This window comes from Sphingomicrobium marinum, assembly GCF_026157105.1.
Classification (GTDB): Bacteria; Pseudomonadota; Alphaproteobacteria; order Sphingomonadales; family Sphingomonadaceae; genus Sphingomicrobium; species Sphingomicrobium marinum.
Map to the genome: position 1 here is coordinate 1,475,130 of NZ_JANPVQ010000001.1, position 12,317 is coordinate 1,487,446.

Sequence of the window (12,317 nt, forward strand, 5' to 3'; positions counted from 1 at the left end):
ATTCGCGCCGATTTCCGCCATAGGGCGCGTCATGCGTGTCATCATGATGGGAAGCCCCGAATTTGCCGTGCCAACGCTCGATGCTCTCGTCGAGGCAGGGCATGAGGTCATCGCCGCTTATTCGCAGCCGCCCCGCCCCGCCGGCCGCGGCAAGAAGCTCCAACCGACGCCTATCGAAAAACGGGCACGAGAGCTCGGCATCGAGGTGCGCACGCCCAAGTCGCTCAAGGACACGACCGCGCAGCAAGACTTCGCAGCGCTGGACGCCGATGTTGCGGTCGTTGCCGCCTACGGCCTGATACTCCCGCAAGCGATCCTCGATGCCCCGCGCCTGGGTTGCATCAACGTCCACGCATCGCTGCTGCCGCGCTGGCGGGGTGCAGCGCCCGTCCACCGCGCTATCATGGCGGGTGACAAGGAAACGGGCGTGACGATCATGCAGATGGAAGCAGGGCTGGATACAGGCCCCATGCTTCTCGAAGGATCGACGCCAATCGGTGACAAGAATACCGGAGAACTTACTGAAGAACTTGCCGATATGGGTGGCAGGCTGATTGTCGAATACCTGTCCGATCCCGAGGCGCACACACCGCGTGAACAAGCTGAAAGCGGCGTCACCTATGCTCACAAGATCGACAAGGAGGAGGCCCGCATCGACTGGTACCGCGATGCCCGCGAATTGCAGCGCCATATCCAGGGCTTGGCGCCATGGCCGGGTGCCTGGACGACCGCCAAGGGTGAACGGCTGAAGATCCTCGCCGCCGAATGCTGCAAGAACAAGGGCGCCGGGCAGGCGGGCGAAGTCCTCGATGACCAGTTGACCGTCGGATGCGGGATCGATGCGCTGCGCATCACGCGTGTGCAGCGCGCGGGCAAAGCAGCGTGTAGCACCGAAGACCTTCTGCGCGGCTTCGCTATTGAGCCCGGCACAATCCTGTCATGACGCGCTGGCGCCTTACGGTCGAATTCGATGGCACGCCCTTCATGGGGTGGCAGCGACAGGAGCACGGCCCGTCGGTCCAGCAGGCGATCGAAGAAGCGATCGAGCGGATGACGGGCGAAGAAGCGCGCCTTCACTGCGCGGGTCGTACCGATAGCGGCGTGCATGCGCTGGCGATGACGGCGCACGCCGATATCGAGAAGCAACTGGACGGCCACCAGCTGCGCGAAGGGCTCAACGCGCTCCTTCGCCCCGATCCGGTTGCCATCGTATCTGCCGAACCGGTCGACGAGGAATTTCACGCGCGTTTTTCGTGTGTTGGACGGCGTTATTTATATCGAATCCTCAATCGACGAGCGCCCCCGACGCTGCTGCGCAACCGCGTCTGGCATATCCCGCAAGATCTGGACGTCGACGCCATGGCGCGCGCCGCGACCTATCTCGAGGGACGCCACGACTTCACGACCTTTCGCTCGGTGAACTGCCAGGCGAAGAGCCCCGAAAAGACGCTCGATATCCTCACCGTCCAGCGCGAGGGCGATGAAATCCAAATCCGCGCGGCGGCGCGCAGCTTTCTGCACCACCAGGTCCGCTCGATGGTGGGTACGCTCAGCCTCGTCGGCCGGGGCCAGTGGACGCCCGAACAGGTGAAAGAGGCGCTGGAAGCGAGGGATCGCCAGGCGCTGGGCCTCAACGCGCCGCCAGAGGGCCTCTATTTCGTGAAAGCTGTCTACGAGGACTAGGCTAGATGCTCGCGCGCCTTTGGTTGCGACAGGAAGTCGTTGGGGCTTGCCGTGAGCCCGTAGGCCCCCTGGCAAAACAAAGCGATGACGTCACCGACCTGCGTATCCGCCAGCATCACCTCGTCCCCGAGCAGGTCAAGCGGCGTGCACAACCGCCCGACAACGCTGGCTTCCAGCGTGGGTTCGTCGGCAAAGCGCGAGGCATTAGTGATCGGGTAGTTGCGGCGTAGGAACTGGCCGAGATTGCCCGATGCAGCGAGCACGTGGTGCATGCCGCCATCGGTCGTCAGGAAGGTCTCGCCGTGGCTTTGCTTACGATCGAGCACGCGGGTGAGGTAGACCCCCGCCTCTCCCACCAGCCAACGACCGAGTTCTAGGATGAACTTCGTCTCGGAAAGCGCCGGCCGATCCTGCAATCGTTTACCAATGGCGTCGCCGATTACGCTGATATCAAGCGGTTTTTCATTCGCAAAGTAAGGGATGCCAAAGCCGCCGCCCAAGTTGACTTCCCTAGGCACGATACCGGTTTCCGCAACGAGTTTTTCGGTCAGGTCAATGGTGGCGAGCTGGCTTTCCGCAATGGCTTCCGCCGATAATGACTGCGATCCGGCGTAAAGATGATATCCTTGGAAATCGGCCCCGGCATCGACGAGGCGGAGCGCGAGCGGTCCGACGCGCTCCGCATCGATGCCGAACTGGCTGGCCAGCCCGCCCATCTTCATGCCCGCACCCTTGAGGATGAAGGGCGGGTTGATGCGGATAGCGAGCCTGGGGGTAGTGCCTTGCGCTTCCGCCACGGCAAGCGCGCGATCGGCCTCGCCCTCGCTTTCGAGGTGAATGGTCACGCCCTTCTGCAGCGCAGCCGCGATGTCGGCGTCGCTCTTGCCAGGCCCAGCTATGCTGAGCGGCAAGTCGAGTCCGTCGACGCGTTCCAGCTCCCCGCGCGAAGCCAAGTCGAACCCGTCGACCTTCTTCGCCATATGTTCGAGCAGTGGCCCGTAAGAATTTGCTTTTACGGCATAATGCAGCGCCACGCGATCCGGCATGGCGGCGCGAAATTCTGCGACCTTCGCTTCGATGATGGCCTTGTCATACACGAATGCAGGCGCGTCAGCCTCGTCGAGCCAGGCGCTTGCGGGTTTGCCGGCGATGACGAGTTCACCGTCGCTGCCAGCCTCGAAGAAAGGCGGGATCGGGCCCATCGGTTTCATGTTGCCATCTCCGCCAGCTTGTTGCGATCGGTCTTGCCTGTCACGGTGCGCGGAAGGCTTTCATGCCACATGATGCGCTGCGGCATGAACCAGCTCGGCGCATTCAGGCGGAAATGGCGTAAGATGGCGGCGTCGTCACCCTTGCCGGCAAGATGCAGCACGATCGCCGCGCCCAAGGCTTCATCGGGTTCGGTGGTGACAGCGGCCTCGTGCACTTCGTCTATCTGCTCTGCAACGCGCGTGATTTCATCGGGGCTGATGCGATTGCCGGAGACCTTGATCATCGCGTCCGCGCGCGCACGGAAGTGCAACAGCCCCTCTTCATCGCGCACAAAGCGGTCGCCCGACCACACCGCGGTGCCGCCATAGTCGCTGTGCGCGGGGGCGGGGCGGAAGCGGGCGGCGGTCTTCTCGGGCATATTCCAGTAGCCTTGCGAGACCAGCGGGCCGGCCTGCACCAGCTCGCCTTCCTCGCCGGGATCGCAGGCGCGCCCATCCTCGCGCACGACCATCAGCTCGCTATGCGGGATTGCCTTGCCGACGCTGGTGGGGTGCGTATCGGCGTGCGCGGGGTCGAGACTGGCGGCGCGAAAGGCTTCGGTAAGGCCGTACATCAGGTGGATGTCGAGATCGCCGAACGCGCCGCGCAATTTGCCCAGCAGCGCCTCGGTCATCGCGCCGCCGGTGTTGGTGAGCGTGGCGAGGCTAGCCCCCTCCCCGCCCGACCAGTCGAGGCGGACGAGCTGGTGCCAGAGCGGCGGGATGCCGGCGAGATAGGTGATCTTGTGCCTAGCCACTGACTTCTTGACGTCATTGGGCAAAAGATAGTCGAAAGCAATGACTTGCCCGCCCCCACGCCATGTCGCGAGCAGCTGGTTCTGGCCGTAATCGAAGGCCAGCGGCATCACGGCGAGATTGCGCGTTTCGGGCGTGATATTCGTATAATCCGCGACTGCATCGGCGCCGTAGGCCAGGTTGGCGTGGCTCAGCATGACGCCCTTGGGTTTGCCGGTGGAGCCGGAGGTGTAGAGCAGCGCCACAAGGGTTTTGGGGTCATGATTGGACGGCGGGAGCGGATCGACTTCCAGCGCCGCCGGATCGACATTGAGCCAGCGCCCTGCCCAGCCGTCAGGCGCGCCGCGCGGCGAGACCATCGTCGCCTCGCAATCCTCGACGATGCCCTGCATCTGCGCGGCCTTGAGCGCGGGATTGACCGGCACATGCACCAGCCCCGCGCGCGCCGCCGCCAGCGGCATCAGGCAGGTGGTGAGCGTCTTGGGTTCCCACGTCGCCACGCGGTCGCCTTTGGCAAAGCCCTGGTCCAGCAGCCACGCCGCCAGCCGCCCGACCATCGCGTCCAATTCGGCATAGGTCAGCGTGTCGTCTTTGACCGTGAGCGCGGGTGCTTTTGGCTTGCCAAACGTCGTGAGGTGATCGAGCGGGTGCATTCCCCCTCGCCTAGCGCCCCCGGCCCTTGCGCGAAAGCCCAGCTTTTTCTAGGGGCGTTGGCTCTACTCAGGAGTTTTCATCACTTGATCGACAGCGACATCGGAATTGTCGACGCGGGGCTCAAGGACCTGCTCGCCGAAACGCTCGGCCTCGAACGCGACGCCGTGGCGGAATTCGAGGAAAATACCGAACTGTTCGGCGCGCTACCCGAATTCGATTCGATGGCCGTCGCGCACTTGCTGACCGCGCTCGAAGAACGGCTCGGCATCGAGATCGAGGATGACGCGGTGGAAGCCGAGGACTTCATGACCTTCGGCCGCCTGACCGCGATGGCGCGTCGGTTGGCGCTGGGTTAGGACCCCTAGTGGCGGGACCTAAGGTTTCGGATAGCCTTTAATATTCGAGACATCGACGGTGCGAGCCCCAAGATGCTGTTCGAATAAACCAGAAATGAGCTGTATTTGGCGTTCTTCCTCACGAGGCGAATACCTCAGGTCCATTTCTTCGGCCTCAAGCACCATACTTGCGAAATCTTTAGCTGCTAGCGGACCTGTTTCGGGCAGAAAGTCATTGATGTGCTTGCGCCCGCCACAATGGCCGTGATTCACACACAGATCGTGCATCAGGCCATTCCAACTATTTGGACGCGCCACAAATCTACTCCGCCGCTTCCTTTTCGGCGAATTCCAGCTCTGCGAGATACTTCTCCGCGTCCAGCGCGGCCATGCAGCCCGTTCCTGCCGCGGTCACGGCCTGACGGTAATGCTTGTCCATCACGTCGCCGCAGGCATAGACGCCCGGCACGCTGGTGCGCGGGGTGCCCGGCTCGACGACGAGATAGCCGTCATCGTCAATCTCGAGCTTGCCCTTGAATAGTTCCGTCGCGGGGGCGTGGCCGATGGCGACGAAGGCGCCTTCGCATCCGACGATGCTTTCCTCGCCTGTCTTGGTGTTCTTCACCTTGAGGCCGGTCAGCGCTTCGGGATCGCCGCCGAGCACGAATTCGGTGACCGTGTGATCCCACAGCGTCGAGATCTTCTCGTTGGCGAACAGGCGGTCCTGCAGGATCTTTTCGGCGCGAAGTTCATCGCGGCGGTGGATCAGCGTGACGTCATCGCTGTGGTTGGTGAGGTAGAGCGCTTCTTCGACCGCGGTATTGCCGCCGCCGATTACCGCGACCTTCTTGCCGCGATAGAAGAAGCCGTCGCAGGTCGCGCAGGCGCTCGCGCCCTTGCCCTTGGCATGCTCTTCGCTCGGCAAGCCAAGCCACTTGGCCTGCGCGCCGGTGGCGATCACCAGCGTGTCGCAGGCGTAGACCTGCCCGCCATCGCCGGTGAGACGGAACGGGCGGACCGACAGGTCGACGTCGTTGATGTGATCCCACACCGCTTCGGTGCCGACATGGACGGCCTGCGCCTTCATTTCCTCCATCAGCCAGGGGCCCTGGATGACGTCGCGGAAGCCGGGATAATTTTCCACGTCGGTGGTGGTGGTGAGCTGGCCGCCGGGCTGGATGCCTTCGACCACGATGGGCTTGAGGCCGGCGCGGGCGGCATAGATGGCGGCGGTCCAGCCGGCGGGACCGGAACCGAGGACGAGGAGCTTGGTGTGTTTCACGTCGGACATAGAATCTCTCGTTAGACGAGGCGGGACTGCTCGAGCGCAGCGGCGATGAAACCCTTGAACAGGGGATGTGGGTCGAAGGGGCGGCTTTTCAACTCGGGGTGGAATTGCACGCCGATAAACCAGGGATGATCGGGCCGCTCGACGATTTCGGGCAGCAGTCCATCAGGGCTCATGCCGGAAAAGATCAGGCCGCCCTGCTCCAGCTTGGGAATGTAATTCTTGTTCACCTCGTAGCGGTGGCGATGGCGCTCGCTAATCTCTGTGGTGCCGTATTGCGACGCGACCGCGCTGTTGGGCGATAGCTTGGCGTCATAGGCGCCAAGCCGCATCGTCCCGCCGAGATCGCCGTCCGCGCTGCGCTTCTGCAGGCCTTCTTCGCTCATCCACTCGGTGATGAGACCGATGATCGGTTCGCCTTCTTCGCCGAATTCGGTGGTGGTCGCGTCTTCGATGCCCGCCTGGTTTCGCGCCGCTTCAATGCAGGCCATCTGCATGCCGAGACAAATCCCGAAGAAGGGGATCTTGCGTGTCCGAGCGAACTTGATCGCGGCGATCTTGCCCTCGCTGCCGCGCTCGCCAAAGCCGCCGGGGACGAGAATGCCGTGCATGGGTTCGAGCTTGGCGGCGAGTTCTTCGTCCTCGCTTTCGAACATCTCGGCATCGAGCCACTTGATGTTGACCTTCACCTTGTTGGCAAAGCCGCCATGGACCAGCGCTTCGCGGAGCGATTTGTAAGCATCGGGCAGCGAAACATATTTGCCGACCACGCCGATGGTGACCTCGCCTTCGGGGTTGTCCACGCGGTCCATGATATCGGTCCAGCGTTTGAGGTCGGGCTCGGGCGCGTCCTCGATGCCAAAGGCGCGCAGCACTTCGCGATCAAGCCCTTCATTATGATAGGCGAGCGGCACGTCGTAGATCGAACGCGCATCGAGCGCCTGGATGACCGCGCTTTCGGGCACGTTGCAAAAGAGCGCGATCTTGGCGCGTTCTTCGGGCGGAATCGGGTGTTCGGAGCGACACAGCAGCACGTCGGGCTGGATGCCGTAACCTGTCATCTCTCGCACGCTGTGCTGCGTCGGCTTGGTCTTAAGCTCGCCGGCAGCCGCAATGTAGGGCACCAGCGTCGTGTGCACGAAGACGACATTCTCACGGCCCAGATCGTTGGACAGCTGGCGTAGCGCTTCGACGAAGGGCAGAGATTCGATGTCGCCGATCGTCCCGCCAATTTCGCAGATCACGAAGTCGAGGTCGTCGATATCGTTGAGCGCGAACTCCTTGATCGCGTTGGTGACGTGCGGGATGACCTGCACCGTCGCGCCGAGATAGTCGCCGCGCCGCTCCTTAGCGATGATGTCCGAATAGACCCGTCCTGATGTGACGTTATCCGATTGGCGCGCCGAGACGCCGGTGAAGCGTTCGTAGTGGCCAAGGTCGAGATCGGTCTCCGCGCCGTCATCGGTCACGTAGACTTCGCCGTGCTGGTAGGGGCTCATCGTCCCCGGATCGACATTCAGATAGGGATCGAATTTGCGAATGCGGGCCTTGTAGCCACGCGCCTGCAGGAGCGCACCCAAGGATGCTGCAAGAAGACCTTTGCCGAGCGAGGAAACCACGCCGCCGGTGATAAAAATGAACCGCGCCATGGGAGTCGAGCCTTAGGGTCGGGCCGCCCTGTTTGGCAACCCGCTATATCGCATCGGAGTGATTTTTTCGGCTTATTCGGCGATCGGTGCCGCGTCGTCGCTAGGCGCCTCGGACGGGACCGGCTCGACCGGCTGCACCGGCGCAGCGGGCGCGAACTCGTTGACGAGGCTGGTATCGATCGACACTTCGCGCTCGGACGAGCCGGCAATCGCCGCCAGCGTGATCGAGAGCGCAACGAACAGCGTCGCGAGGATCGCGGTCGCACGCGTCAGAAAATCGGCCTGGCCGCGCGCGGTCATGAAGCCCGATGACGAACCGCCAACGCCAAGACCGCCGCCTTCCGACTTTTGCATCAGGATGGAGCCAACGAGCGCAGCCGCAACGAGGCCCTGAACGACAAGAAGGAAGGTGAACAGCATGGAGATAGGTCTTTCGGTCTTGGGTATGCGGCGGCGATGTAACGGCAGCGCCCGCGCTTTTCAAGCAAAAGGGCCGGAGCGCAATGATTGCACCCCGGCCCTTGTTGCTCTGTCAGGAGGTCGTTTTAGAGCTCGTCGCCCTCAACCTCGGCTTCGACTTCGGCGGTCGCTTCGCCTTCAGCCGGAATGGCGTCGGCGGGGACCTGTGCGAGCAGTTCCTCAGCGGTCAAGCCGACGACGAGGCCGTTGGCCGAGGCTGCGGTACCCGAACGCGGAATCTGCACCTTGGCGCCGTTCTCAAGCACCACAGTGACGAGTTCTTCGTCGATAGTGTCGATCGTGCCGACCGGCGTACCGGCCGAGCCGAGGACCGTCGCGCCAGGCTGTACGGCGGCTTCGGCCTTGGCCTTGTCAGCGGCAACGGCAGCGTTGATCTGGTCCTTCGTCATGGCGAACAGCACCTTGCCTTCGTGGGCGAGGAAAGCGTTTGCCGGCATGGCAATTTCGGCATGCTGGTCGGTCGAGAAAATGATGGCGTCGCCCTGGATGCGAACGACCTTGCCGACGGGATCGCCGGTCTTGTCATGGACGACTTCCATGCCCGGCGCGATCTGCGCGGCGTCCTGGGCGATGGTGGCAGCGGTGGCCGGAACAGCAGCGATCATGGAGAGCGCCGCAGCGGCAGTAAACAGAGACTTCATGTGAACCTTTCCCATTGAATTGTCGGTGTCTTTCTTAGCATCTTGACGATTACGTCAACCTGAACGTCAATTTTTCGCGGCGTCGATGATCGGCACGAATTGAGCCGCGGTGAGGCTGGCCCCGCCTACGAGGGCGCCGTCTACGTCCTCCATAGCAAAAAGTTCGGCGGCATTCTCCCCCTTCACCGAACCGCCATAGAGGATGCGCATGTTCGCTGCGGTCTCATCCCCATGTTCCTTGGCGAGACGGGCGCGGATCGCGGCGTGCATTTCAGCGACATCGGATGGCTGTGCAACCTTGCCCGTGCCAATTGCCCAGATCGGCTCGTACGCGATTGCCATGCGCGCGGGGTCGACAGTGCCCGGGAGCGACGCGATGATCTGGTCGCAGACCGTAGCGACGGCCTTGCCTGCTTCGCGCACCTCGAGGCTTTCGCCGCAGCAGACGATAACATCGAGACCGCCGGCAAGCGCCGCATCGGCTTTTGCTGCGGTGTCGGCATTGGTTTCGTGATGCGCCGCGCGGCGCTCGCTGTGGCCGACGATGACGATTTCGGCACCTACGTCGGCGAGCATGGCGGCACTGATATCGCCGGTGTGCGCGCCTTTCGCGCTGGCGTGCACATCCTGGGCGCCGATCACGAAACCGGGCGCGGCCGCAACAGCCCGCTCGATCAGGGTGAAGGGGACGCAGACGGCTACGTCGGTACCATTTTCGGTTTCGGCCGCCATGGAGATCGCGGTGATCTCACCAAGGTCGCTGCGGACCCCATGCATTTTCCAGTTTCCTGCCACCAGCATACGCCGTGCCATAGATGCGATCCTTGCCCCGTGAATTCGTGAAGCGGCGCGCCTAGCAAGTTTGCTACGATAGGCCAAGTGTGCGTCAGTGAATGATCGCGAGCAGCCAAGGCGCCAGCCTTTGCAGATGCCCCATTGAAACCGCTCGGCGCGATAACTAGAGAGACTGCGAACCCCCGTTTCAGATGCGAAAGTCCGCTTCCTATGCTGTCCTCAACCCGCAACCTGTCGAAATCGACAGTCGGCAAAATCGTCCTGGTGCTGTTCCTGGCGGTCATCGTCGCCAGCTTCGCGCTCGCCGACCTTGCCAATTTTCAAACAGGGTCGGTCGGTGGCGGCGGCAACACCGCGGCACAAGGGAAGGGCTTCACGGTCAGCGAACAGCAGATCGACGATGCCATGCAGCAGCGCCTGCGCGTCGTGCGGCAGAACAATCCTGAAGCGACTTACGCCGATCTGGCGGGCGAATATGACCTGATCGTCAAGCAGTTGATCGAAGAAGCGGCGCTTGCCGCTTTCGCCGAACGCAATGGTTTTCGACTGTCCAAGGCCCTGGTCGACGCGGAAATCGCGCAGCTGCCGGGCGTGCAAGGCCTCGATGGCCAGTTTACGGCAGCGAGCTACCAGAACTTCCTCCAATCGCAGAACCTGACTGATCGCCAGCTGCGCAACATCCTGAGCGCCGGCATCTACCAGCGGCTGTTGCTACAACCCGCGGTGGTCGAAACGCGTGTTCCGACCGAGGTCGCCAAACCCTATGCGTCGATGCAGCTAGAAGAGCGCACGGGCAATATCGCGACGATCGCCGCCGAACCGATCGCCCAGTCGATCAGCGTGACCGACGAAGAGGTAGCGCAATTCTATCGCACCAACGGCGCGCGCTACACCGTCCCCGAGCAGCGCGTCCTGCGCATCGCGCGCATCGGCAGGGAGCGTGTCCAGAATGTCGTTGCAACGCCGGCCGAAATCGAAGCTGCGATGAACGAGGAAGGCGGCGAATTTGCGCCGCGCGACGTGCGCGTCATCAGCCAGGTCGTCGTGCCGACGCAGGCTGCTGCAAACGAAATCGCCGCTGCTGCACGCCGCGGCAGTTTTGCCGATGCCGTAGCGCCGGCGGGCTTTAGCGCCGCCGACGTGTCGATCGGACCGCAGACCCGCGACGAATTTACCGCACTTGCCGGCGAAGGCGTCGCGCGCGCCGCCTTTTCGAATGACGTTAAAGCAGGCCAGGTGATCGGTCCGATCCAGTCGGCGCTCGGCTACCACGTCGTGCGCGTGGAAAGCATCACGCGTGACCAGGTCAGCGCTGCCGATCGTCGCGCGCAGATCGCCGAAACGCTGACCGAGCGCAAACGCGCAGGTACGATCGAAGACCTCGTGATTGATCTGGAAGATGCGCTGTCCGACGGTGCCAGCTTCGCCGAAGCCGTCGAGGCTGTCGGCCTAGAGATTCTCGAAACGCCGCCGCTGACCGCCGCCGGCCGTGCTCGCGACGGGTCGGGCTACACTTTCCCTGAAGACATGCGCCGCGTGCTCCAGACCGCCTTCGAGCTTGAACAGGGTGACGAGCCGGTCGTCGAGAGGCTCGATGATGAATCGGGCTATGCGCTGGTCATGGTCGAGGACGTGATCGAAGCGGCCCCTGCCCCGCTCGCGCAGATTCGCGACCAAGTGCGCGGCGACCTGATCCGCGACCGCGCATTGAGCCGCGCCCGCGATCTTGCCCAGATGATCAAGCGGCGCTTCGATGGCGGCGAGGATCTTGCGGCTGCCGTGGCCGCGGTCAGCAAAGCCGAAGGCGTAACGCTGCAGCCGCCCGAACAGATCACGCTTCGCCGCATCCAGCTGGCAGGCATGGGCGGCGACATCCCGACCCCGTTGCAGATGCTGTTTCGCCTCGCCGAAGGCAAATCGCAGATTGCGGCCGAAGAGGAAGAAGGCGGCGTATTCGTCGTCGTGGCACAGAAGATCGTCCCCGGCGACGCCAGCGACAATCCGCAGCTCATCACCTCGCTCGCCAATGAATTTCGTCAGCCTCTCACGGTGGAACTGGCGCAGCAGTTCATGAACGCGGTGGTCGCCGAGATGGAAGTCGAGCGCAACGACGCCGTCATCAATCGCGCGCGCGAACGTATCCTCGGCAACTAGGGCAAAGAAGGTGATCCTGGTCCTCGACAACAAGGACAGTTTTACCTTCACCCTGGTCGATTATCTGCGCAGCCTCGGCGCGCCGGTCCGCGTCGAGCGGAGCGATTCCCTTACCGTCGATGCAGCGCTGGCGATGGAGCCCGCGGGCATCCTCGTTTCCCCCGGTCCCGGTGGGCCTGCGGACGCCGGCATCAGCGTTTCCATCAGCGCAGCCTGTGTCGAACGCTTGCTGCCGTTTTGCGGCATTTGCCTTGGTCACCAGGCGTTGGCGCTCGCGTGCGGGTCGGACGTAACGACCGTGGTGCCGCGCCACGGCAAGGTCAGCACGGTCAGGCACGATGGCACGGGGCTGTTCGACGGGCTGCCCCCACCCTTCGATGCCACGCGCTACCATTCGCTCGCCGTGCCTAACCCCAGGCCGCCGCTGATTGCCAATGCATGGAGCGATGATGGCACCGTCATGGCAATGCGTCACGAAAGCGCGCCCGCCCACGGCATCCAGTTTCACCCCGAGAGCATCGCCAGCGAGCACGGGCACGCGCTGCTCGGCGCCTTCCTAGACCTTTGCACGGTCACCGCTTGACAAAGGCACCAATTGTTTTCTAATTGTTCCCTATTCGTTCCTTTGGATA

Annotated in this window: 13 protein-coding genes; 5 read left to right on the forward strand and 8 right to left on the reverse strand. The window is 63.1% G+C overall.

The genetic code is table 11. The features are described 5' to 3' along the window. Positions 1–31: 31 nt before the first annotated feature. Positions 32–943 (forward strand): methionyl-tRNA formyltransferase, encoded by a 912-nt coding sequence (fmt, locus tag NUX07_RS07420; protein ID WP_265529940.1) that lies wholly within the window; start codon positions 32–34, stop codon positions 941–943. Further along, positions 940–1,683 carry a tRNA pseudouridine(38-40) synthase TruA gene (gene truA, locus NUX07_RS07425; protein ID WP_265529941.1) on the forward strand — a complete coding sequence of 248 codons (744 nt, stop codon included), beginning with the start codon at positions 940–942 and terminating at the stop codon, positions 1,681–1,683. Before fmt ends, truA begins: the two co-directional genes overlap by 4 nt. On the opposite strand, the gene NUX07_RS07430 is transcribed toward truA, so the two are convergent. Both NUX07_RS07430 and NUX07_RS07435 read right to left on the reverse strand, forming a co-directional pair. Next, positions 1,680–2,894, reverse strand: coding sequence for a pyridoxal-dependent decarboxylase, exosortase A system-associated (locus NUX07_RS07430; protein WP_265529942.1), 1,215 nt, complete (start codon positions 2,892–2,894; stop codon positions 1,680–1,682). The genes truA and NUX07_RS07430 overlap by 4 nt on opposite strands. Further along, on the reverse strand, positions 2,891–4,342 hold the full coding sequence (locus NUX07_RS07435) for an AMP-binding protein (RefSeq protein WP_265529943.1): 1,452 nt from the start codon (positions 4,340–4,342) through the stop codon (positions 2,891–2,893). The genes NUX07_RS07430 and NUX07_RS07435 overlap by 4 nt, the downstream gene beginning before the upstream one ends. Before the next feature lie 84 nt (positions 4,343–4,426). On the opposite strand from NUX07_RS07435, the gene NUX07_RS07440 reads away from it, so the two are divergent. Continuing rightward, positions 4,427–4,699 (forward strand): acyl carrier protein, encoded by a 273-nt coding sequence (locus NUX07_RS07440; RefSeq protein WP_265529944.1) that lies wholly within the window; start codon positions 4,427–4,429, stop codon positions 4,697–4,699. An 18-nt stretch (positions 4,700–4,717) separates the two neighbouring features. On the opposite strand, the gene NUX07_RS07445 is transcribed toward NUX07_RS07440, so the two are convergent. The 6 genes from NUX07_RS07445 to tpiA all read right to left on the reverse strand — a co-directional run bounded on the left by NUX07_RS07445 (position 4,718) and on the right by tpiA (position 9,549). After that, positions 4,718–4,966 carry a hypothetical protein gene (locus tag NUX07_RS07445; protein ID WP_265529945.1) on the reverse strand — a complete coding sequence of 83 codons (249 nt, stop codon included), beginning with the start codon at positions 4,964–4,966 and terminating at the stop codon, positions 4,718–4,720. 34 nt (positions 4,967–5,000) lie between these two features. Further along, entirely contained in the window at positions 5,001–5,969 is a 969-nt protein-coding gene (gene trxB / locus NUX07_RS07450) for a thioredoxin-disulfide reductase (protein WP_265529946.1), read from the reverse strand. A gap of 11 nt (positions 5,970–5,980) precedes the next feature. Next, on the reverse strand, positions 5,981–7,615 hold the full coding sequence (locus NUX07_RS07455; protein WP_265529947.1) for a CTP synthase: 1,635 nt from the start codon (positions 7,613–7,615) through the stop codon (positions 5,981–5,983). 72 nt (positions 7,616–7,687) lie between these two features. Beyond that, positions 7,688–8,032 carry a preprotein translocase subunit SecG gene (secG, locus tag NUX07_RS07460; protein ID WP_265530771.1) on the reverse strand — a complete coding sequence of 115 codons (345 nt, stop codon included), beginning with the start codon at positions 8,030–8,032 and terminating at the stop codon, positions 7,688–7,690. A 128-nt stretch (positions 8,033–8,160) separates the two neighbouring features. Further along, positions 8,161–8,736, reverse strand: coding sequence for a hypothetical protein (locus tag NUX07_RS07465; protein WP_265529948.1), 576 nt, complete (start codon positions 8,734–8,736; stop codon positions 8,161–8,163). 66 nt (positions 8,737–8,802) lie between these two features. Further along, a complete protein-coding gene (tpiA, locus tag NUX07_RS07470; RefSeq protein ID WP_265529949.1) occupies positions 8,803–9,549 on the reverse strand; it encodes a triose-phosphate isomerase in 747 nt (248 codons plus the stop codon). 192 nt (positions 9,550–9,741) lie between these two features. On the opposite strand from tpiA, the gene NUX07_RS07475 reads away from it, so the two are divergent. Together NUX07_RS07475 and NUX07_RS07480 are read left to right on the forward strand one after the other, a co-directional pair. Beyond that, the gene (locus tag NUX07_RS07475) at positions 9,742–11,685 is read left to right on the forward strand and encodes a SurA N-terminal domain-containing protein (protein WP_265529950.1); all 1,944 of its coding nucleotides are present in this window, start codon (positions 9,742–9,744) and stop codon (positions 11,683–11,685) included. Between the two features lie 10 nt (positions 11,686–11,695). Beyond that, positions 11,696–12,268, forward strand: coding sequence for an anthranilate synthase component II (locus tag NUX07_RS07480; protein ID WP_265529951.1), 573 nt, complete (start codon positions 11,696–11,698; stop codon positions 12,266–12,268). The last annotated feature ends 49 nt before the right edge of the window (positions 12,269–12,317 follow it).

Excerpts from the sequence above, each read along its gene's own strand:
- fmt (WP_265529940.1), top strand. The coding sequence starts at position 32 with ATGCGTGTCATCATGATGGGAAGCCCCGAATTTGCCGTGCCAACGCTC.
- truA (WP_265529941.1), top strand. The coding sequence starts at position 940 with ATGACGCGCTGGCGCCTTACGGTCGAATTCGATGGCACGCCCTTCATG.
- NUX07_RS07430 (WP_265529942.1), bottom strand. The coding sequence starts at position 2,894 with ATGAAACCGATGGGCCCGATCCCGCCTTTCTTCGAGGCTGGCAGCGAC.
- NUX07_RS07435 (WP_265529943.1), bottom strand. The coding sequence starts at position 4,342 with ATGCACCCGCTCGATCACCTCACGACGTTTGGCAAGCCAAAAGCACCC.
- NUX07_RS07445 (WP_265529945.1), bottom strand. The coding sequence starts at position 4,966 with ATGCACGATCTGTGTGTGAATCACGGCCATTGTGGCGGGCGCAAGCAC.
- trxB (WP_265529946.1), bottom strand. The coding sequence starts at position 5,969 with ATGTCCGACGTGAAACACACCAAGCTCCTCGTCCTCGGTTCCGGTCCC.
- NUX07_RS07455 (WP_265529947.1), bottom strand. The coding sequence starts at position 7,615 with ATGGCGCGGTTCATTTTTATCACCGGCGGCGTGGTTTCCTCGCTCGGC.
- NUX07_RS07465 (WP_265529948.1), bottom strand. The coding sequence starts at position 8,736 with ATGAAGTCTCTGTTTACTGCCGCTGCGGCGCTCTCCATGATCGCTGCT.
- tpiA (WP_265529949.1), bottom strand. The coding sequence starts at position 9,549 with ATGGCACGGCGTATGCTGGTGGCAGGAAACTGGAAAATGCATGGGGTC.
- NUX07_RS07475 (WP_265529950.1), top strand. The coding sequence starts at position 9,742 with ATGCTGTCCTCAACCCGCAACCTGTCGAAATCGACAGTCGGCAAAATC.